A 20,402-nucleotide genomic window follows, 5' to 3' on the forward strand; every position below is an offset into this window, starting at 1 on the left:
GCATGACGGACGTTCGCGGCGCGCTGCTGCAGCAGATCAAGGACAAGGCCGTGGTGCACGGCAAGGTGACCCTCTCCTCCGGTCTGGAGGCCGACTACTACGTCGACCTGCGCCGCATCACCCTGGACGGCCAGGCCGCGCCGCTGGTCGGCCAGGTGCTGCTGGACCTGACCGAGGACCTCGAGTTCGACGCGGTCGGCGGGCTCACCATGGGCGCCGACCCGGTCGCCGCCGCCATGCTGCACGCCGCCGCCGCGCGCGGGCGCAGGCTCGACGCGTTCGTCGTCCGCAAGGCCGCCAAGGCGCACGGGCTCCAGCGGCGCGTCGAGGGCCCGGAGATCGCGGGCCGCCGTGTCCTGGTGGTGGAGGACACCTCCACCACCGGCGGTTCGCCGCTGACCGCCGTCGAGGCCGTCCGCGAGGCCGGTGCGGAGGTCGTCGCCGTCGCGACCATCGTGGACCGGGCGACCGGCGCCGCCGAGAAGATCGAGGCCGGAGCGGGCGTTCCGTACCGGTTCGCCTTCTCGAAGGACGAACTGGGTCTGGACTGACCGGGCGGTTCGGCCTGCACTTGACCGGGGCGCCGAGCCAGCCCCCCGGGTCTGGAAAGATGGGGCCGACGATGACGTCGCACCCCAGGTCTAGGTCAGGGCCGTAACGCAGAACGCCAACCCGCAACACAAGGAGCGGACAGGATGCCCATCGCAACCCCCGAGGTCTACAACGAGATGCTCGACCGGGCGAAGGCAGGCAAGTTCGCCTACCCGGCCATCAACGTCACGTCCTCGCAGACCCTGAACGCGGCCCTGCGCGGCTTCGCGGAGGCGGAGAGCGACGGCATCGTCCAGATCTCGACCGGCGGGGCCGAGTTCCTCGGCGGGCAGTACAGCAAGGACATGGTGACCGGTGCCGTCGCCCTCGCCGAGTACGCGCACGTCCTCGCCGAGAAGTACCCGGTCAACATCGCCCTGCACACCGACCACTGCCCGAAGGACAAGCTCGACGGGTACGTGCGTCCGCTGATCGCGATCTCCGAGGAGCGCGTCAAGGCCGGCCGCAACCCGCTGTTCCAGTCGCACATGTGGGACGGCTCCGCCGAGACCCTCGCCGACAACCTCTCCATCGCCCAGGAGCTGCTGGAGCGCGCCCGCGCCGCCAAGATCATCCTGGAGGTGGAGATCACCCCGACCGGCGGCGAGGAGGACGGGGTCTCCCACGAGATCAACGACGAGCTGTACACCACCGTCGACGACGCGATCCGCACCGCCGAGGCCCTGGGCCTGGGCGAGAGGGGCCGCTACCTGCTGGCCGCCTCCTTCGGCAACGTGCACGGCGTGTACAAGCCGGGCAACGTCGTCCTGCGCCCGGAGCTGCTGAAGGAGCTGAGCGAGGGCGTCGCCGCCAAGTTCGGCAAGGCCGCTCCGTTCGACTTCGTCTTCCACGGCGGCTCCGGCTCCACCGAGCAGGAGATCCAGACCGCGCTGGAGAACGGCGTCGTGAAGATGAACCTCGACACGGACACCCAGTACGCCTTCACCCGTCCGGTCGCCGGCCACATGTTCCAGAACTACGACGGCGTCCTGAAGGTCGACGGCGAGGTCGGCAACAAGAAGGCCTACGACCCGCGCACCTGGGGCAAGCTGGCCGAGGCGGGCATGGCCGCGCGCGTCGTCGAGGCCACGCAGCACCTGCGCTCGGCGGGCAACAAGATCAAGTAAGCGCTACGGCGTCCCGGCGGGCCCGGCGGCTGTCCATGCCGCCGGGCCCGCTGTATACCTGGGGGCATGCCCGACGTCCGGCTCGCCTCGCCCCAGGGCAAGTGGATCCTGCTCACCACCGTCCTGGGCTCCAGCATGGCGATGCTGGACTCCACCGTCGTCAACGTCGCCCTGCCGCGCATCGGCCAGGACCTCGACGCGAGCCTCGCCGCCCTGCAGTGGACGGTCAACGCGTACATGGTCACGCTGGCCGGCCTGATCCTGCTGGGCGGCTCCCTGGGCGACCGCTACGGCCGCCGGAAGGTCTTCGTCCTCGGGGTCGTCTGGTTCGCGGCGGCCTCCCTGCTGTGCGGCCTGGCCCCCACCTCCGGGATCCTCATCGCCGCCCGCGCCCTCCAGGGCATCGGCGGGGCCCTGCTCACACCCGGCTCGCTCGCCCTGATCCAGGCGTCCTTCCACCCCGACGACCGCAGCCGGGCGGTCGGCCTGTGGTCCGGGTTCGGCGGGATCGGCGCCGCCGTCGGCCCCTTCCTCGGCGGCTGGCTGGTGACCGGCCCCGGCTGGCGCTGGGTGTTCCTCCTCAACGTGCCCTTGGCCCTGCTGTGCGCGCCGATCGCGCTGCGGCACGTACCGGAGTCCGCCGACCAGCGCGCCCACGGCCGCTTCGACGTGCTGGGCGCGGTCCTCGGGGCGCTGTCCCTCGCCCTGCTGACGTACGCGCTGATCGAGGCCCGGGGCGGCTCCCTGGCGGTCGCCCTGACCGGGGCCGCGGGCCTCGCGGCGGCGGTGGCCTTCGTGCACGTCGAGCGGCACCGGCCCGACCCGATGCTGCCGCCGGACATCTTCGCCTCGCGGCAGTTCACGGCGGTCAACCTCGTCACCCTGTGCGTGTACGCGGCCTTCGGCGGCTTCTTCTTCCTCACCGCGCTCCAGCTCCAGGTGGTGGCGGGCTACTCGCCGCTCGCCGCCGGTACGGCGCTGCTGCCCACCACGGCCCTGATGCTGCTGTTCTCCTCCCGCTCGGGCGCGCTGGCCGACCGCACGGGGCCGCGGCTGCCGCTGACGGTGGGCCCGCTGCTGTGCGCGGTGGCGATGCTGCTGATGCTGCGGGTGGGGAAGGGGGCGGACTACCTGACCGACGTGCTCCCGGCCCTGCTGGTGATGGGCGCCGGCATGGTCACCCTGGTCGCGCCCCTGACGGCCACGGTGCTCGCCTCCGTCGACACCGCCCGGGCGGGCCTGGCCAGCGGTATCAACAACGCGGCGGCGCGGGCGGCGGGGCTGGTGGCGGTGGCGGCGCTGCCGCTGCTGGCGGGGATGGGGGCGGAGGCGTACCGGTCGCCCACGGCGTTCGACGCGGCGTTCGACCGGGCGATGCCGATCTGCGCGGGGGTGCTGGTGCTGGGCTCGGCGCTCGCGTTCGCCCTGGTCCGACGGCCGGCACCGGGGTGCCCGCGACCGGAGTGCCGGACCCACGGCAGCGTGACGGCTCCGCCGTTGGAGGCCGACCGATCGGGGTGAGGGCGGGGGTCTCTTCGGCTGTGGTCCGGCGGGGGCGCGTGGTGTCCGGCGTCCCTGGTCGTTCGGCTGCGGCCCGGCGGGGGCCGGTCGCGCAGTTCCCCGCGCCCCTTTGGGGCGCTCGGTGGCCGCGGCCCTGGTTGTTCGGCTGCGGGTTCGGTGGGGGCTGGTCGCGCCGTTCCCCGCGCCCCTTTGAGGCGCTGCCGTTCCCCGCGCCCCTTCGGGGCGCTCGGGCCCTTCTCCCGTGGCCCTTCTCGGGGGTTCGTCGGACGTGCGTCAGACTGAAGTCATGACGATTCACGAGAACCTGCTCGGCGGCCCGCCCCCCACCCACCTCCCCGACGACCCGGCGCCCCGCGAGGCCCTGGCGAGCGGTGCCGCGCCGGCGGACGTCGCCGCCAAGTACCCCGCCTCCTCCCTCGCCTGGGCCCAGCTGGCCGACGAGGCGTTCGAGCGGGGCTCGGTCGTGGAGTCGTACGCCTACGCCCGTACCGGCTACCACCGGGGCCTGGACTCCCTGCGCCGCAGCGGCTGGAAGGGCCACGGACCGGTGCCGTGGGAGCACGAGCCGAACCGCGGCTTCCTGCGCGCCCTGCACGCCCTCGCCCGCGCCGCGCAGGCGATCGGCGAGCAGGAGGAGTACGAGCGCTGCACCCAGTTCCTGAAGGACTCCTCGCCCACGGCGGCCCAGACCCTGGGCTGACCCGCGGGTGACGAACGAGTCGGCCCTGGCCCCGCGCCGCGACGGCTGTGCCGGGGCGCGGAGGCCGGGGCCCCTGGGGCTGTCCCGGGACTTCTGGCTGCTGTGGACCGCGGCGGCGGTCTCCGGGCTCGGCGACGGGCTGGAGCTGAGCGCGTTCCCCCTGCTGGCCACGGACTGGACCCGGGACCCGGTGCTCGTCTCCGCGGCCGCCGCCGCCACCCAGGCGCCCTGGCTGTTCCTCGGGCTGCTGGTGGGCGGGCTGGTCGACCGCTGGGACCGCAGGAAGGTGCTGCTGATCGCCGACGGCTGCCGCGCCCTGCTCGTGGCGGCCCTCGCGGCGGCGGTGGCCTTCGACGTGGGGAACATCTGGCTGCTGCTGGCCGTGCTGTTCGCCCTGGGGTCGGCGCAGATCTTCTTCGACACCTCCGCGCAGGCGGTGATCCCCGCCGTGGCCGGGGCCGGCTCGCTGGTCCGGGCCAACAGCCTGCTCCAGGGCAGCTCGACCGTGCTCGTCCAGTTCGCGGGGCCGGCCGCGGGTGCCGCCCTGTTCGCGGTCGCCCGCTGGCTGCCGGCCGGCATCGACGCGGCCAGCTACCTGCTGGGGGTGGCCCTGCTGGCGGGCGTCAGGGGCCGCTTCCGCCCGCCGCGTACACCCGCGCCGGAGGGGACCGCGTCCTTGCGGCACAGCGTCGCCGAGGGGCTGCGCTGGCTGCGCGACGACCGGGTGGTGCGGGTACTCGCCCTGGCGACGGTCCTGCTGGGCATGGGCAGCGCCGCCGCCTGGGGTGTCATGGTCCTGTTCGCGCGGCACCAGTGGCACCTCGGCGGCGCCGGCTACGGGCTGCTCCTGACGGCGAGCGCCGTGGGCAGCGTCCTCGGCTCCCTGGTCGCCGCCCCGCTGGCCCGGCGGCTGTCCCACCGGCGGCTGCTGGCCGGTTCCGCCGCCGGTTCGGCGGCGGTCTTCGGCCTGCTCACGGTCTCCCGCCCGGCCGTGCTCGGGGCGGCCCTGCTGGCCGTCAACGGGCTGATGGTGGTGGTGTGGAACGTGGTCACGGTCTCCGAACGGCAGGCCCGCATCCCGGACGCGCTCACCGGCCGGGTGACCGCCGCGTACCGGGTCCTCGCCTGGGGCAGCATGCCGGCCGGCGGGCTCCTGGGCGGCGCGCTGGCCTCCGCCCTGGGGCTGCGCGCGGCCCTCGTGGCGGCCGCCCTGCTGCTCGTCCCGGCCGCCCTGCTGGTCGCCACCGCACGCGCCCCGCTCGGCGGCGGCGCCCGGCACCGGGCATGATCGGCCTTGCCGTATCGGGAGTGATTGCGGAGGATTCCGTAGTGGGGACCGGGGCCCCCGTGCCGGCATCGGCAGGGGCGGACCGCTACCCGGAGTGACACAACAGGAGACAGCGATGTCCCAACAGGCTCACCCCCTTCACGAGGCCGCTGAGCCCGAGACCCCGAATCTCGATTTCGCGGGGACGACGCCGTACGAGGACTACGTCAAGGCGGACGTCCTCACCCACCTCCAGCACACCCTCTCCGACGACCCCGGAGAGATGGTCTTCCTGGTGACCACTCAGGTCATGGAGCTGTGGTTCACGGTCATCGTGCACGAGTGGGAGACGGCCGCACGGGCCCTGCGCGCGGACGACGTGCCGGTCGCGCTCGCCGCGCTGAAGCGTTCCGTGCGCGAGCTGGAGGCCCTGAACGCCTCCTGGAAGCCGCTGGGGCAGCTGACCCCGGCGCAGTTCAACTCCTACCGCGGCGCGCTCGGCGAGGGCTCCGGTTTCCAGTCGGCGATGTACCGGCGCCTGGAGTTCCTGCTCGGTGAGAAGTCCGCGTCCATGCTCGTCCCGCACCGCGGCGCCCCGCGCGTCCACGCGGAGCTGGAGAAGGCGCTGCACGAGCCCAGCCTGTACGACGAGGTGGTACGGCTCCTCGCGCGCCGCGGCCACGCGATCCCCGACTCCGTGCTGCACCGCGACGTCTCCGCGCGCCACGAGCCCTCCGACGCCGTCGAGGCGGCCTGGACGGAGATCTACTCCGGCGACCAGAACGCCGAACTCGCGCGCCTCGGCGAGGCGTTGAGCGACGTGGCCGAACTGGTCTGGCGCTGGCGCAACGACCACCTGGTCGCCACCCGGCGCGCGATGGGCGCCAAGACCGGCACGGGCGGCTCCGCCGGTGTGGCCTGGCTGGAGAAGCGCGCGCGCAAGAACGTGTTCCCCGAGCTGTGGACGGCGAGGTCCCATGTCTGACCTGCCCCTGCTCGCGAAGGAACGGGACCAGGCCGACGAACTGGCGCCCCTGCGGGACCGTTTCGTCCTCGACTCCGCGTCCGGTGACGCGGCCGGCCCCACGGGCGTCTACCTGGACGGCAACTCCCTCGGCGCCCTGCCCGCGCACGTCCCCGACCGGATCGCGGACGTCGTCCGCCGCCAGTGGGGCGAACTGCGCATCCGCTCCTGGGAGGAGAGCGGCTGGTGGACGGCGCCCGAGCGGATCGGCGACCGGATCGCCCCGCTGGTCGGCGCCGCACCCGGCCAGATCGTCGTCGGCGACTCGACCAGCGTCAACGTCTTCAAGGCACTGGTCGCCGCGGTCCGCATGGCGGGCGACGGCCGCGACGAACTCCTGGTGGACGCGACGACCTTCCCCACCGACGGCTACATCGCCGAGTCGGCGGCCCGGCTCACCGGCCGCACCCTGCGCGCGGTGACCCCGGCCCAGGTGCCGGCGGCGCTGGGCGACCGCACGGCCGCCGTGCTGCTCAACCACGTCGACTACCGCACCGGCCGGCTGCACGACCTCCCGGCGCTCACAGCCGCGGTCCACGCCTGCGGAGCCGTCGCGGTCTGGGACCTGTGCCACAGCGCGGGCGCGCTGCCGGTGGGCCTGGACGAGCACGGCGTGGACCTCGCGGTCGGCTGCACCTACAAGTACCTGAACGGCGGCCCGGGTTCACCGGCGTACCTGTACGTGCGGCGGGAACTCCAGGACCGCTTCGACTCGCCGCTGCCCGGCTGGAACTCCCACGCCGAGCCCTTCGGCATGAGCCCGTCGTACGCCCCGGCGGCGGGCGCGGTGCGCGGCCGGGTCGGCACCCCGGACATCCTGTCCCTGCTGGCGCTGGAGGCCGCCCTCGACGTCTGGGACGGGGTGTCCGTCGAAGCCGTACGCGCCAAGTCCCTGGCGCTGACGGACTTCTTCCTGCGGTGCGTGGACGAGTACACCGAGCCGGGCCGGGTGGAGTGCGTGACACCGAGGCCGCACGCGGAGCGCGGCAGCCAGATCGCCCTGCGCTGCCCGGACGCGGGCGAGGTGATGAAGCGTCTGATCGCCCGGGGCGTGGTGGGCGACTTCCGCCACCCCGACGTCCTCCGCTTCGGCTTCACCCCGCTGTACGTGGGCTTCCGGGACGTGGAGCGGGCGGCACGGGTGCTGGGGGAGGAACTGGCGTAGGCCGGCGGACGCGGGGCGGGGCGGCCCGGGGCGCCCGGGACGGCACCCCGGGGCACCGGTCGTCCTCCCGGGTCTCCCCGCCCCGCGTCACGCCCCGGTGGCTCCCTCAACCGGCTTGTCCGGTCGCCGTGTCGGGTCTCGGCGGCCCCCGCACCGCGCCCGCGACGGCCCGGGAGGACCGGTCGCCCTGACCGTGCGTCACATCCCCGTGTCCCCGCACGTCACCTGCCTGATACCGTCCCCGCCAACGGCCCGCTTCCCCCCTGGTCCGCCACACCCTCCCCCAGTGCCGAACGCCTGGGAGGTACCCATCGTCGCTGAGAGGTTGGAGCATGCCGGACGACGCCGCCGCAGCCCGCGCCGCCGCCGAAGAGGAGTCGGCCTTCTCGCACTCCCCGGTCGCCCCGGACGTCACCGCCGCGTACGGCGACCACCCCGACCAGGTGATCGACTTCCACGCTCCGCGCCCCGGCCCCGGCTCCACCGCTCCCGGCGCCCTCGCCCCGCTGGTCGTCGTCCTGCACGGCGGCGCCTGGCGCGCCCGCTACGACCGCCGCCATCTCGGCCCCTTCGCCGACTACCTGGCCCGCAGGGGCTTCGCGGTGGCCAACGTGGAGTACCGACGGGGCGGCGACGGCTCGGCCGGCGGCCCGGCCGGCCGCTGGCCCGACACCTTCGACGACGTCGCGGCGGCCCTGGACGCCCTGCCCGCCCTGGCCGGCGAGGCGCTGCCGCAGGCGGACCCGCGCCGCACGGTCCTGACCGGCCATTCGGCGGGCGGGCACCTGGCGCTGTGGGCGGCGGCCCGCCATGTCCTCCCCGCGGACGCGCCGTGGCGCACCGACGGCCCGGCCGCCCTGCGGGGCGTCGTCGCGCTCGCCCCCATCGCGGACCTCCAGGTGGCGGAGAAGCTGGAGGTCTGCGCGCACGCCTCCCTGCAACTCCTCGGCGGCCCCGACACCTTCGCCACCCGCCGTCCGTACGCCGACCCGGTGCTGCTCCTGCCCACGGGCATCGCCACGACCTTCGTCCAGGGCCGCGCCGACCTGGTCGTACCGGAGCCGGTGGCCGAGTCCTACGCGGAGGCCGCGGCGAAGGCGGGCGAGATGGTGGGACTGACCCTGCTGGAGGACGTGGGCCACTTCCCGCTGATCGACCCGGCGGCGGACGCCTGCGCGGTGGTGGCGGAGGAGATCGCCCAGCTCGCCTGGTGACAGCCGGGGCGGCCGAGGACTCCGCGGCAGGGACCGCGGGACCGTCGTAGTACTTGAGACGGACCCCCGAGGACCCCCCTGCGAGGGGACGACCGGGAGTCCGGCCGGCGCCTACCGTGTGGCACGTGACCGAGACGACGCACACGCAGACGACACCGCCGGGCACGGCCGGCCGGCCGCGCAGCCCCGAGTTCCGGCTGGCCGTGGACGCCCTGCGCGGGCTGCGGCAGGACCTGTTCCACGACGCCTTCGCCTACCGGCCGCTGCCCCGCACGGCGGTGGACGGCCGCCTCACCCGCCACCTGCCCGACCGGATGCGGGCCCACGCGGCCCGGACCCCGCACGCGGTGGTGGTGGCCGGCGGGCTCGTGGCGCTGCTCGTCGGCACGGTGACCACCGGCGTCGGCGGGCCGGGCCTGCTGTGCGGGCTGCTCGCCCTGGCCCCGGTGCTGCTGACCCTGGTGCGTCCGGCCGGCGCGTTCTGGCTGTCGTTCGCGGCGACGACGGTCGCCGCGGTCCTCGGCGGCGACTGGAACGGCCGGCCCTGGCCCCCGGGCAGCTTCGTCTCCCACCTGCTGGTGCTCACGATCGTGGCGGCCCGGACCCGGCCGCGCACGGCGGGCTGGATGTGGCTGCTCACCGCGGTGTACGGCTTCTGGGCCGAGACCGTTTTCGGCTACGGCAACGACTACACCGACACCGGCCCCATGCTCGTGCTGTCCGCGCTGGCCCTGCTGGTCGTCACGGTCCTGCACGTACGCCGGGAGGCCGAGCAGGAGGTGACCGCCCAGCAGTCGGTGACCGAGCACGAGCGTTCGCGCCGCACCCTGCTGGAGGAGCGCACGACGATCGCCCGGGAGCTGCACGACGTGGTCGCCCACCACATGTCGGTGGTCGCCATCCAGGCGGAGGCCGCGCCGTACCGGGTGGAGAACCCGCCGCCGGAGCTGGAGAAGGCGTTCGCCACCATCCGGGAGAACGCGGTGGCGGCGCTGACCGAGCTGCGCCGGGTCCTCGGGGTGGTCCGTGCCGAGAACTACGAGGCCCCGGACGCCCCGCAGCCCACCCTGGCCGACCTGGACGGGCTGCTCGCGAACGTGCGGGAGGCCGGTCTGGAGGTGGAGAAGGCGGTGACCGGCGCGGTGCGGGAGCTGCCGCAGGGGGTGGAGCTGTCGGCGTACCGCATCGTGCAGGAGGCGCTGAGCAACACCCTGCGGCACGCGCCCGGCGCGGGCGCCCGCGTCGAGATCGGCTACGTGCTGGGCGGCCTGGGCCTGCGGATCGTCAACGGCCCGGCCCCGGCGCCGGACCTGGTGAAGCCCTCGCCCGGGGCCGGGCACGGCATCACGGGCATGCGGGAGCGGGTGTCGATGCTGAACGGCGAGATGACGGCGGCGGCCACGGACGAGGGGGGCTACGAGGTGGCGGTGTTCCTGCCGGTGCCGGCGGCGGCCCCCGCGATCGAGGGTGGGGCATGACGATCCGGGTACTGATCGCGGACGACCAGATGATGGTCCGCGAGGGATTCTCGGTGCTGCTGAACGCGATGCCGGGCATCGAGGTCGTCGGCGAGGCGGTCAACGGCCGGGAGGCGGTGGACCGGGTCCGTGAACTGTCCCCGGACGTCGTCCTGATGGACATCCGCATGCCGGAGCTGAACGGCATCGAGGCGACCCGGGAGATCGTCGCGGCCGACGAGACGGCGAAGGTGCTGGTGCTGACCACGTTCGACCTGGACGAGTACGTGTACCAGGCACTGCGCGCGGGGGCCTCCGGCTTCCTGCTCAAGGACGCCTCGGCGCGCCAGCTGGCCGACGGGGTGCGGGTGGTCGCCGCGGGCGAGGCCCTGCTGGCCCCCTCGGTCACCCGGCGCCTGATCACGGAGTTCTCCCGGCTGGCGGACACCCCCCGGCTGATGCCGGGGGCCCAGGCGGCGTACGGGGACCTGACGGAGCGCGAGACGGAGGTACTGGTCCTGATCGCGCAGGGCCTGTCGAACGCGGAGATCGCCGGGCGGCTGGTGGTGGCGGAGTCGACGATCAAGACCCATGTGAGCCGGATCCTGGTGAAACTCGGCCTGCGCGACCGCACCCAGGCGGCGGTGTTCGCGTACGAGGCCCGACTGGTGACGCCGGGCTGACGGGGACGCGACGCCCCCGGACGCCGGGACCGGGCCGCACGTCCGGCCCGGGCCCCGACGTCCTCCCCGCATCCCTGCATGCCGACTGCGCCTGGTCAGATGGCGCCCGGCACGCTAGCGTCCCCGCATGGCAGGCCCCACCGACCTCGCGTTCGATCCCTGGGACCCGGCGTTCGTCGCCGACCCGTACCCCGCCTACGCGGAGCTGCGCGCTCGCGGCCGGGTGATCCGGTACGAGCCGACCGACCAGTGGCTGGTCCCGCACCACGCGGACGTCTCGGCGCTGCTGCGCGACCGCCGGCTGGGCCGGACGTACCGGCACCGGTTCGGCCACGAGGAGTTCGGCCGCACCCCGCCCCCGCCGGAGCACGAGCCGTTCCACACCCTCAACGACCACGGCATGCTCGACCTGGAGCCGCCGGACCACACCCGCATCCGGCGCCTGGTGTCGAAGGCGTTCACACCGCGCACGGTGGAGCGGCTGCGGCCGTACGTCGAGGGGCTCGCGAACGACCTCGTGGCCGCCCTGGCCGGCAACGGCGGCGGTGATCTGCTCACGGACGTGGCGGAGCCGCTGCCGGTCGCGGTGATCGCCGAGATGCTGGGCATCCCGGAGGCGGACCGGGCGCGGCTGCGCCCCTGGTCGGCGGACATCTGCGGCATGTACGAGCTGAACCCGTCCGAGGAGACGGCGGCGCGGGCTGTCCGGGCGTCGGTGGAGTTCTCGGACTGTCTGCGGGAGCTGATCGCGGCCCGCCGCGCGGAGCCCGGCGAGGACCTGATCTCGGGGCTGATCGCGGCCCACGACGAGGGCGACCGCCTCACGGAACAGGAGATGATCTCCACGGCGGTGCTGCTCCTCAACGCGGGCCACGAGGCGACCGTGAACGCCACGGTGAACGGCTGGTGGGCGCTGCTGCGCAACCCTGACCAGCTCGCGGCCCTGCGCGCGGACCACTCCCTGATCCCCTCCGCGATCGAGGAGCTGATGCGCTACGACACCCCGCTCCAGCTCTTCGAACGCTGGGTCCTGGACGACGTCGAGATCGACGGCACGACGATCCCGAGGGGCTCGGAGATCGCCATGCTCTTCGGCTCCGCCAACCACGACCCGGCGGTCTTCGCCGACCCGGCCCGCCTGGACCTCACCCGGAAGGACAACCCGCACATCTCCTTCAGCGCGGGCATCCACTACTGCATCGGCGCCCCCCTGGCCCGGATGGAGCTGGCGGCGTCCATGACGGCCCTCCTCCGGCAGGCCCCCACCCTCACCCTGGCGCAGGAGCCGAAGCGGAAGCCGAACTTCGTGATCCGGGGCCTGGAGGGACTGGCCGTCGAGCTGCGCTGACCACCCGCCCGGCCGATCGGCGAGCCGTCGGCACCGGGCCCGGGCACGCGGGGACTCAAGCAGTGCCGGAAGAGGAGGCGCGGGGCAGCGTGAGGGCCCAGGCTCCCTCCAGTACGCGCCACGTCCGGCGCCGTACCGGGCCCGAGACCGCCGCGTCCGCCCGGTAGCGGAAGTCCGCCCCCGTGACCGTCACCGTGTGCCCGGAGGCCAGCAGCGGGGTCGCCTCCGCGCCCACCGACAGGGGCCGCACCTCCACCGAGGCCGTCCCGGTCCGGCCCGGGGTCACCGACACCGCCTCCACCGGCTGGTCCAGGTCGACCACCGTCTCCCCGTCCACCTCGACCCGCAGCCGGGTCACGCGCGGGGACGGCACGGCGGACAGCCGGGCGGGACGGGGGGCGAGGGTGCGGGCCAGCGAGCGGTACCAGGGCCGGTCCGGGCCGAGCGGGACCGGCTCGGCGGGGACCGGCCGCGCCGGCGGAATGCCCAGCGTGCCGAGCACGACCCCGTCGCTGTCGTCCACCAGCAGGTCCAGTCGCCGCTGGGCGCCGTCCAGGACCGCCCGCGCCGCCGCCACCGGGCCGCCGGGCACCCCGAGCGCCTCGGCGAGCGCCGCGTCCCCCACCGGCACCACCGACAGCGCGCATCCGGCCAGTTCCCGCCGCCGGTGCAGCAGGGTGACGGCCCGCACCAGCGCGCGGTCGTCACCGATCACCACCGGCCGCCGGGACCCCCTGCGGCCGAGCGCGCGGGCGAATTCCTCCGGGCTGTCCGGCAGGCACACCTTCGCCGCCGCACCCGCGCTGAGCACGTCTTTCGCGATCCGTACGGACTCGCCGTCCGCCTGCCGTGCCGATGGATCGATGATCACCAGCAGCTGATCGGACGTCGCGAAAGTCGCCACCTCGGTCCTGCCTCGCTTCCTCGGGTAGCATCTTTGTGCAAGAGCCCCTTGCGCTATTGCGCCAGGGGCTTCGTCTATTCCGGGGCATCCGGTCCGACGGTTGTGCGACCAACGGCGGTCGCAGTGGTACGCGGCGGTGAACCTTACGCCCAAGCCCCCGACCTTGGACATGCCCCGCCCGGAAGGGGTGTACGCGCGTGCCCGCACTTGTGCTGCTCGGTGCTCAGTGGGGTGACGAAGGCAAGGGAAAGGCGACGGACCTGCTCGGTGGCTCCGTCGACTATGTGGTGCGTTACCAGGGCGGCAACAACGCCGGCCACACGGTCGTCGTGGGCGACCAGAAGTACGCGCTCCACCTCCTCCCTTCCGGAATCCTGTCGCCCGGCTGTACGCCGGTCATCGGTAACGGTGTCGTCGTCGACCCGTCGGTCCTGCTCTCCGAGCTGAGCGGTCTGAACGAGCGTGGCGTCGACACGTCAAAGCTCCTGCTCAGCGGTAACGCGCACATCATCACGCCGTACAACGTGACCGTCGACAAGGTGACGGAACGCTTCCTCGGCAAGCGCAAGATCGGCACGACCGGACGCGGCATCGGCCCGACCTACGCCGACAAGATCAACCGCGTGGGCATCCGGGTCCAGGACCTCTACGACGAGTCGATCCTGACCCAGAAGGTCGAGGCGGCCCTCGACGTCAAGAACCAGATCCTCACCAAGCTCTACAACCGGCGCGCGATCGCCGTGGGCCAGGTGGTGGAGGAGCTGCTGGGCTACGCCGAGCAGATCAAGCCGTACGTCGCCGACACGGTCCTGGTCCTCAACCAGGCCCTCGAGGACGACAAGGTCGTCCTCTTCGAGGGCGGCCAGGGCACGCTGCTGGACATCGACCACGGCACGTACCCCTTCGTGACCTCGTCGAACCCGACGGCCGGCGGCGCCTGCACCGGCGCCGGCGTGGGCCCCACGAAGATCAGCCGGGTCATCGGCATCCTCAAGGCCTACACGACCCGCGTCGGCGCGGGCCCGTTCCCGACCGAGCTGTTCGACGAGGACGGCGAGGCCCTGCGCCGCATCGGCGGCGAGCGCGGTGTCACCACCGGCCGTGACCGCCGCTGCGGCTGGTTCGACGCGGTCATCGCCCGCTACGCCACCCGCGTCAACGGCCTGACCGACTTCTTCCTCACCAAGCTGGACGTCCTCACCGGCTGGGAGCAGATCCCGGTCTGCGTGGCCTACGAGATCGACGGCAAGCGCGTCGAGGAACTGCCGTACTCCCAGACCGACTTCCACCACGCGAAGCCGGTCTACGAGATGCTGCCGGGCTGGAGCGAGGACATCAGCAAGGCGAAGTCCTTCGCCGACCTGCCGAAGAACGCCCAGAACTACGTCAAGGCGCTGGAGGAGATGTCCGGCGCGCCGATCTCCGCGATCGGCGTGGGCCCGGGCCGCGACGAGACGATCGAGATCAACTCGTTCCTCTGAGCGCGCCGTTCGGGAGCCCGGGGATGCGACGGACCGGCCGGTACGGTGACCCCGGCCGGCCGTCCCGCCCCCGGCGTGGCACGTCAGCTGAACACGATCATCGAGCCCTGGGCCAGTGAGCGGGTCGCCGCCGCGTGCAGGCCCAGCCAGACGTGCCGTTCGCGGGCGAAGGGGCTGGGGTCATAGGGGGCCGCGACGGCCGGTTCCTCCAGCTCCGTCGGGGCCGCGGGCGGGGCGGGGGGCGCCGGGGGGTTCGCCGGGTCGATGCCGATGGCCGGGGCGACGTGCTGGAGCTCGCGCAGCAGCGCCTGCGACGAGCCCAACGGGCCGCCGCCCGCGAGGAGTTCGTCGTTCGACAGCGGGTGCGGGAAGTCCACGGGGACGTACGCGCCCGCGTGGTCGTAGTGCCAGACCAGGTGCGACTGCTGGGCGGTCGACTCGAACATCTCCAGCAACTGCTCGTAGTCGCCGCCCAGTTCGTCCACCGGGGTCACCGGCAGGCCGCAGACCTGGAGCAGGTGGGCCCGGCGCAGGAAGTGCAGGGCGTCGTAGTCGAAACCGGCGACCGGGGCGACGTCACCGGACAGGCCCGGCATGTACTGGTACACCGGCACCGGCGGCAGACCCGCCTCGGCGAGAGCCTTGTCGTACTGCGCGAGTTCCTCGGCGAAGGGGTTGTCCGGGGTGTGGCACAACACGTCCACGAGCGGGACCAGCCACAGGTCACAGGCCAAAAGAGGGCTCCTACATCGGCAGGCGCGCCGTCACGCACGGCAGCAGGTGGTCAGGGAAGGGTTGTCGGTACGGCCCCTGGGCGGCTCCCCTCGTACGGACCGGACGGGCCGTACCGGTCCCTTACCCGTTGGTCAGGTGTTCCAGCAGCGCCAGCGAGTCGGCGTTGGACGCGGCGACGATCGCGCGGGCCGTCTCGGCCTCGCGCCGGGCGAGCGCGTCGACCAGCTCGGTGTGCCCGGCCCAGAGCCGGCCGCGCAGGTCGGGCAGGCGCAGCAGGTGCTGCACCACGCACACCCAGGACTGCACGCGCAGACGGTGCAGGAAGTCACCGAGGTAGGGGTTGCCGAAGAGGGCGCTCAGCTCGCGCCAGAAGCGCAGGTCGTAACCGATGAGGATCGTCAGCTCGCCGGCGCTCGCGGCCCGTTGGGCCTCCTCGCCGCGGCGGCGCACGGTGGCCAGGGCGGTGGCCGTGCGGGGGTCCTCGGGCGGCGTGCGGAAGGCGGGGTGGCCGGCGGCGAGGACCTCGAACATGCCGTCGGTGACCAGGATGCGCGCCTCGATCATGTTCCGGTAGTCGGTGACCGAGTACTCGGGCACCCGGAAACCGCGGTGCTGGTCGGCCTCCAGGACGCCCTGCGCGGACAGGTCGACCAGCGCCTCGCGGACGGGGGTGGCGGAGACGCCGTACTGGTCGGCTATCTCCTTCACGGTGAACGCCCGGCCCGGACGCAGCCGTCCCGCCAGCACCTCGTCGCGGAGCGCGTCCGCGATCTGCTGGCGCAGGGTGCTGCGCGTCACGGTGCCGTTGCCGGGCATGTCCGTGCCTCTCCTCACACGTCCGGGTGACGTACTCGTACGGACTCGCGATCTACGCGGGTCGCTGTTGCTTACGAGCACGTCACCTTACGCGCTGCACCCGCCGTGCGGCAGGCACGGTACGGTCACACCGTGTGTTCGTCGGCGACGCTCAACGCGGCGTCGAGCGCGGCCAGCCCCTCCTTCAGCTCGGCCTCGCTCGCGTTGCACGGCGGGACGACGTGGGTGCGGTTCATGTTCACGAACGGCCACAGGCCGTTCCGCTTGGCGGCGGCCGTGAACGCGGCCATCGGGGCGCCCGCCTCGCCGGCCGCGTTGTAGGGCACCAGCGGCTCGCGGGTCTCCCGGTTCCTCACCAGGTCCAGCGCCCAGAACATGCCGGTACCGCGCACCTCCCCGACGCTCGGGTGCCGCGCGGCCAGCTCGGCCAGGCCCGGGCCGACGACACTCTCGCCGAGCCGCTTGGCGTTCTCCACGACGCCCTCCTCCGCCATCACGTTGATCGTGGCGACGGCGGCGGCGCAGGCCAGCGGGTGGCCGGAGTAGGTGAGGCCGCCGGGGTAGGGGCGCTTGCCGAAGGTCTCCGCGATCTCCTGGGAGATGGCCACCCCGCCGAGCGGGACGTAACCGGAGTTCACGCCCTTGGCGAAGGTCATCAGGTCCGGCGTGACACCGAACAGGTCGGCCGCGAACCACTCGCCGGTCCGGCCGAAACCGGCCATGACCTCGTCCAGGACGAAGACGATGCCGTACTTGTCGCACAGCTCGCGCACCCCGGCCAGGTAGCCGGGCGGCGGCACCATGATCCCGGCGGTGCCCGGGATGGTCTCCAGGATGATCGCCGCGATGGTCGCCGGGCCCTCGAAGGCGATCGTCGTCTCCAGGTGCTCCAGCGCCCGGGCGCACTCCTGCTCCTCGGTCTCGGCGTAGAAACGGGAGCGGTAGAGGAACGGGGCCCAGAAGTGGACGACACCGGCGGTGGCGCCGTCGGAGGCCCAGCGGCGCGGGTCGCCGGTGATGTTGATGGCCTGCTGGGTGCCGCCGTGGTAGGAGCGGTAGGCCGAGAGCACCTTCGGGCGGCCCGTGTGCAGCCGGGCCATGCGGACCGCGTGCTCGACGGCGTCCGCGCCGCCGTTGGTGAAGAAGATCTTGTCCAGGTCGCCGGGGGTCCGCTCGGCGATCAGCCGGGCCGCCTCCGAGCGGGCCTCGACGGCGAACGCGGGCGCGAAGGTCGTCAGTTTCGCGGCCTGCTCCTGGATGGCCGCGACGACCTTCGGGTGCTGGTAGCCGATGTTGGTGAAGACGAGTCCGCTGGTGAAGTCCAGGTACCGCGTGCCGTCGTAGTCCCAGAAGTAGGACCCCTCGGCGCCGGCGACGGCGAGCGGGTCGATGAGGTCCTGGGCCGACCAGGAGTGGAAGACGTGCGCACGGTCCGCGGCCTTCACCGCGGCGCCGGATTCGGGGCTGGGCTGAGGGGTCATGCGGCCGAGCGTAGATGTCCGCGATGCGGAAGTCCTATGGGCGTCCTGTTCCGTGGGCGGGGGCAAAGCGCGACAGGTTGTCGACGGCGGGCCGTCCGGGACCGGCCGGGGATCGCCGGACGGGGGACGTCCCGTCCGGCCACCGCACTATTCTCGGTCGTCGCAGACCTATGGGGGGAAGGCGGACGCGGATGGAGAAGCTGGGGCCGGGGGATCCGCAGGAGATCGGTGCCTATCGGCTGCTGGCGCGGCTCGGCGCGGGCGGCATGGGGCAGGTGTACCTGGCGCGGTCGGACCGGGGGCGGACCGTGGCGGTGAAGCTCGTCCGGCAGGAGCTGGCCGCGCAGGAGGAGTTCCGGGCGCGGTTCCGGCAGGAGGTGCACGCCGCGCGCCGGGTCGGCGGCTACTGGACCGCGCCCGTGCTGGACGCGGACACCGAGGCGGCCGTGCCGTGGGTGGCGACCGGGTACGTGGCCGGGCCGAGCCTCCAGCAGGTCGTCGGACACGACCACGGGGCCCTGCCCGAGCGGTCGGTACGGATCCTGGCGGCGGGGCTCGCGCACGCGCTGAAGGACATCCACGAGGCCGGGATCGTGCACCGGGACCTCAAGCCGTCCAACGTGCTCGTGACCATCGACGGGCCCCGCGTGATCGACTTCGGGATCGCCCGCGCCCGGGAGACGGCGACCGCCGGCGGGGAGGGCCTCACCCGGACCGGGGCGCTCGTCGGGTCGCCGGGGTTCATGGCGCCCGAGCAGGTCCGCGGGGACCGGATCACACCGGCGTGCGACGTGTTCTGCCTCGGCTCCGTGCTGGCGTACGCGGCGACCGGGACCCTGCCCTTCGGCGGCGCCGACAGCGGCGCGCACGCGCTGATGTTCCGGATCGCCCAGGAGGAGCCGGACCTCACCAGGGTGCCGGAGGGGATCGCCGACCTCGTCCGGGACTGCCTGCGCAAGGAGCCGGGTGCGCGGCCCTCGCTGGACGCGATCCTGGAGCGGACGGGGGTGGAGGACACCGTGGCCGAGGGGCGCTCGCGGGACCCCTGGCTGCCGGGTTCGCTGGTCGCGCAGCTCGGCCGGCACGCGGTGCGGTTGCTGGACGCGGAGGACCCGGAGCGGGGGGCGGGGCCGGCGTCCGGTCCGGACCGGGGGCCCGAGCATGCGGCCGTCTCCGACGGCGGGGACGCCGGCAGCGTCGACCGCCGGCCCGCCCCGGTCCCCGCCCCGGCTCCGCCGCCGCCCGCGTCCGCCGGGTTCGGACCGGCGTACGGCGCGCCTCAGGCCCAGCAGCCGTACCCGCAGCAGCAGCCGTACCCGCAACCGCCGTATCCGCAGCCTCCGTACGCACAGCCGCATCCACCGCATTCCCGGCCCGCCGGCTACGGGTATCCCCCGCCCGGCTCCACCCCGCCGTACGGGCCGTCCACCGTCGGCGTCCCGGTGGACCCCGAGCGGCGCAGCGGGCGGTCCACCGCGCTGCTCGTCGTGATCGCGCTGGTCGTCGCGCTGGGCGCGGGCGGTTCGGTGTACGCGCTGATGAGGAACGGCGGCGCGACCGACGACAAGGGCGGCGGTACGGCCGTCGCGGCGCCCACCGTCACCTCCGGGTCGCGGGACGGCTCCGGCACGCCCTCCCCGTCCGGGTCGCGGGAGCCGTCCCCCTCCGCCTCCACGGCCGGCGCGGTCCCGGACGCCTATCTGGGCACCTGGCGGACGGCCATCGACAACGCGGACGGCTCGAACACCCGTGAACTGACCATCCGGCAGGGCGAGGTGGGCGACACCGTGCTGACCCTGGTCGCGGACGGGCCGGCCCAGGGCGGCGGGTCGTACCACTGCGTCTTCTCGGCGGAGCTGGCCGAACAGCCCGGTGACGGCGGTCCGCTGGAGATCGGCCCGTCCACCGTGACCAGCGGTGAGCCCGCCTCCTCCTGCACCCCGGGCGAGGCCACCGAGGTCACCCTGCTGCCGGACGGACGGCTGAAGCGGGCGAAGGCGGGCGGCGGGGAGAGCCTCACCTACAGCAAGGAGTGACTCGTACGGCAGCGGGCGCGCCCTGGCCGGCCGCGCGGTTCCCCGTGCCCCTCCGGGGCGTTCACCGCGGCTCCGGCGGCCGCTGCCGCGGCATGTTCGGGCGGCTGCCGTTCGCCGGTGGCAGGGGGAAGCGGGTGCCCGGGCCCCCGGCCTCCTGGCGCGGCACCGACGCCACCGCCGTCTGGATGCCCAGCGGCGCCGCCCCCGTGCGGAACTCCACCATCCAGTCGGTCGTCTCCGTGCGCACCAGCTCCGTGACGTCCTCCGAGAACCGCCGCAGCACCGACAGGCACCGCTCGGCCGCCTCGCTCGCCGTGCCCTCCGCCGGTCCCAGCACCTCCCGCACGCACTCCGACGCCCAGTCGAACTGCAACGCCTGGAGCCGCCGGTGCACCGCCTGGGCCGTGGCCACGTCCCTCATCCAGCCCGACGTGACCCCGAGGAACCGGTCGACGCCGACGCAGGACACCGCGAGCAGCAGCGCGAGACAGCCCCAGGGCGCCACCCCGCCGGCCGCCCCGGTCAGATCCAGCAGCGGCAGCGCCGCCCCGGCCACGGCCCCGGCCGCCGCCCCGACCCGCAGCACGCGTGCCCCGCGCCGCTTCCACACCCGGTCCCGCAGGTACCAGGCGGCCGTCTCCAGTGCCCGCCGCTCCACCCACCGGTACAGGTCGTCCAGCCGCTCGGCGGGTTCGCCCCAGTCCCCGGGCGGGAAGGCCCGCCCGGTCAGATCGCCCGGCCGCAGCCCGGCCGCACCCTCGCCCCGCCCGTCCTGAGGCGGACCCTCGGGCTGCATCTCCGGCTGACCCACCCGGCACTCCCTACTGATCACGACCGGTCACGTAGCGTGAC

General features: G+C 73.9%; 18 protein-coding genes. 13 read left to right on the forward strand and 5 right to left on the reverse strand.

Annotated elements, in window-relative coordinates; translation table 11 throughout:
• The first annotated feature begins 2 nt into the window (after positions 1–2).
• The 11 genes from pyrE to ACZ5DC_RS11785 all read left to right on the forward strand — a co-directional run bounded on the left by pyrE (position 3) and on the right by ACZ5DC_RS11785 (position 12,097).
• Complete coding sequence (gene pyrE, locus ACZ5DC_RS11735; protein WP_468651775.1) at positions 3–551, forward strand: orotate phosphoribosyltransferase; 549 nt, start codon at positions 3–5, stop codon at positions 549–551.
• A 144-nt stretch (positions 552–695) separates the two neighbouring features.
• Positions 696–1,718, forward strand: a complete 1,023-nt coding sequence (gene fbaA, locus ACZ5DC_RS11740; RefSeq protein ID WP_468651777.1) for a class II fructose-bisphosphate aldolase — start codon at positions 696–698, stop codon at positions 1,716–1,718.
• A gap of 66 nt (positions 1,719–1,784) precedes the next feature.
• Complete coding sequence (locus tag ACZ5DC_RS11745) at positions 1,785–3,239, forward strand: MFS transporter (RefSeq protein WP_468651779.1); 1,455 nt, start codon at positions 1,785–1,787, stop codon at positions 3,237–3,239.
• Between the two features lie 286 nt (positions 3,240–3,525).
• Complete coding sequence (locus tag ACZ5DC_RS11750) at positions 3,526–3,939, forward strand: DUF3151 domain-containing protein (protein ID WP_468651781.1); 414 nt, start codon at positions 3,526–3,528, stop codon at positions 3,937–3,939.
• A 7-nt stretch (positions 3,940–3,946) separates the two neighbouring features.
• Positions 3,947–5,227, forward strand: coding sequence for an MFS transporter (locus ACZ5DC_RS11755; RefSeq protein WP_468651783.1), 1,281 nt, complete (start codon positions 3,947–3,949; stop codon positions 5,225–5,227).
• 115 nt (positions 5,228–5,342) lie between these two features.
• Positions 5,343–6,191 carry a tryptophan 2,3-dioxygenase family protein gene (locus tag ACZ5DC_RS11760; protein WP_468651785.1) on the forward strand — a complete coding sequence of 283 codons (849 nt, stop codon included), beginning with the start codon at positions 5,343–5,345 and terminating at the stop codon, positions 6,189–6,191.
• Entirely contained in the window at positions 6,184–7,395 is a 1,212-nt protein-coding gene (gene kynU / locus ACZ5DC_RS11765; protein WP_468651787.1) for a kynureninase, read from the forward strand. The genes ACZ5DC_RS11760 and kynU overlap by 8 nt, the downstream gene beginning before the upstream one ends.
• A gap of 332 nt (positions 7,396–7,727) precedes the next feature.
• Positions 7,728–8,609 (forward strand): alpha/beta hydrolase family protein, encoded by an 882-nt coding sequence (locus ACZ5DC_RS11770; RefSeq protein ID WP_468651789.1) that lies wholly within the window; start codon positions 7,728–7,730, stop codon positions 8,607–8,609.
• 125 nt (positions 8,610–8,734) lie between these two features.
• On the forward strand, positions 8,735–10,087 hold the full coding sequence (locus ACZ5DC_RS11775; protein ID WP_468651791.1) for a sensor histidine kinase: 1,353 nt from the start codon (positions 8,735–8,737) through the stop codon (positions 10,085–10,087).
• Positions 10,084–10,749, forward strand: coding sequence for a response regulator (locus ACZ5DC_RS11780; RefSeq protein ID WP_468651793.1), 666 nt, complete (start codon positions 10,084–10,086; stop codon positions 10,747–10,749). The genes ACZ5DC_RS11775 and ACZ5DC_RS11780 overlap by 4 nt, the downstream gene beginning before the upstream one ends.
• A 127-nt stretch (positions 10,750–10,876) precedes the next feature.
• Positions 10,877–12,097, forward strand: coding sequence for a cytochrome P450 (locus ACZ5DC_RS11785; RefSeq protein WP_468651795.1), 1,221 nt, complete (start codon positions 10,877–10,879; stop codon positions 12,095–12,097).
• Between the two features lie 55 nt (positions 12,098–12,152).
• Here ACZ5DC_RS11785 and ACZ5DC_RS11790 read toward each other — a convergent pair whose 3' ends face one another.
• On the reverse strand, positions 12,153–13,001 hold the full coding sequence (locus ACZ5DC_RS11790) for a diacylglycerol kinase family protein (protein ID WP_468651797.1): 849 nt from the start codon (positions 12,999–13,001) through the stop codon (positions 12,153–12,155).
• A 197-nt stretch (positions 13,002–13,198) separates the two neighbouring features.
• Between ACZ5DC_RS11790 and ACZ5DC_RS11795 the strand changes: the two genes are divergently transcribed.
• The gene (locus ACZ5DC_RS11795; protein WP_468651799.1) at positions 13,199–14,482 is read left to right on the forward strand and encodes an adenylosuccinate synthase; all 1,284 of its coding nucleotides are present in this window, start codon (positions 13,199–13,201) and stop codon (positions 14,480–14,482) included.
• Positions 14,483–14,565: 83 nt separating this feature from the next.
• Here ACZ5DC_RS11795 and ACZ5DC_RS11800 read toward each other — a convergent pair whose 3' ends face one another.
• From ACZ5DC_RS11800 to ACZ5DC_RS11810, 3 genes are all read right to left on the reverse strand, one after another.
• The gene (locus tag ACZ5DC_RS11800) at positions 14,566–15,216 is read right to left on the reverse strand and encodes a hypothetical protein (protein WP_366750147.1); all 651 of its coding nucleotides are present in this window, start codon (positions 15,214–15,216) and stop codon (positions 14,566–14,568) included.
• Between the two features lie 121 nt (positions 15,217–15,337).
• The gene (locus ACZ5DC_RS11805) at positions 15,338–16,033 is read right to left on the reverse strand and encodes a GntR family transcriptional regulator (RefSeq protein WP_468651801.1); all 696 of its coding nucleotides are present in this window, start codon (positions 16,031–16,033) and stop codon (positions 15,338–15,340) included.
• A gap of 125 nt (positions 16,034–16,158) precedes the next feature.
• Positions 16,159–17,514, reverse strand: coding sequence for an aminotransferase class III-fold pyridoxal phosphate-dependent enzyme (locus ACZ5DC_RS11810; RefSeq protein ID WP_468651803.1), 1,356 nt, complete (start codon positions 17,512–17,514; stop codon positions 16,159–16,161).
• A 191-nt stretch (positions 17,515–17,705) separates the two neighbouring features.
• Between ACZ5DC_RS11810 and ACZ5DC_RS11815 the strand changes: the two genes are divergently transcribed.
• Positions 17,706–19,550, forward strand: coding sequence for a serine/threonine-protein kinase (locus ACZ5DC_RS11815; protein WP_468651805.1), 1,845 nt, complete (start codon positions 17,706–17,708; stop codon positions 19,548–19,550).
• A 61-nt stretch (positions 19,551–19,611) separates the two neighbouring features.
• On the opposite strand, the gene ACZ5DC_RS11820 is transcribed toward ACZ5DC_RS11815, so the two are convergent.
• The gene (locus ACZ5DC_RS11820; RefSeq protein WP_468651807.1) at positions 19,612–20,361 is read right to left on the reverse strand and encodes an SLATT domain-containing protein; all 750 of its coding nucleotides are present in this window, start codon (positions 20,359–20,361) and stop codon (positions 19,612–19,614) included.
• Between the last annotated feature and the right edge of the window lie 41 nt (positions 20,362–20,402).

The sequence above is a fragment of the Streptomyces sp. NPDC031445 genome, assembly GCF_055581365.1.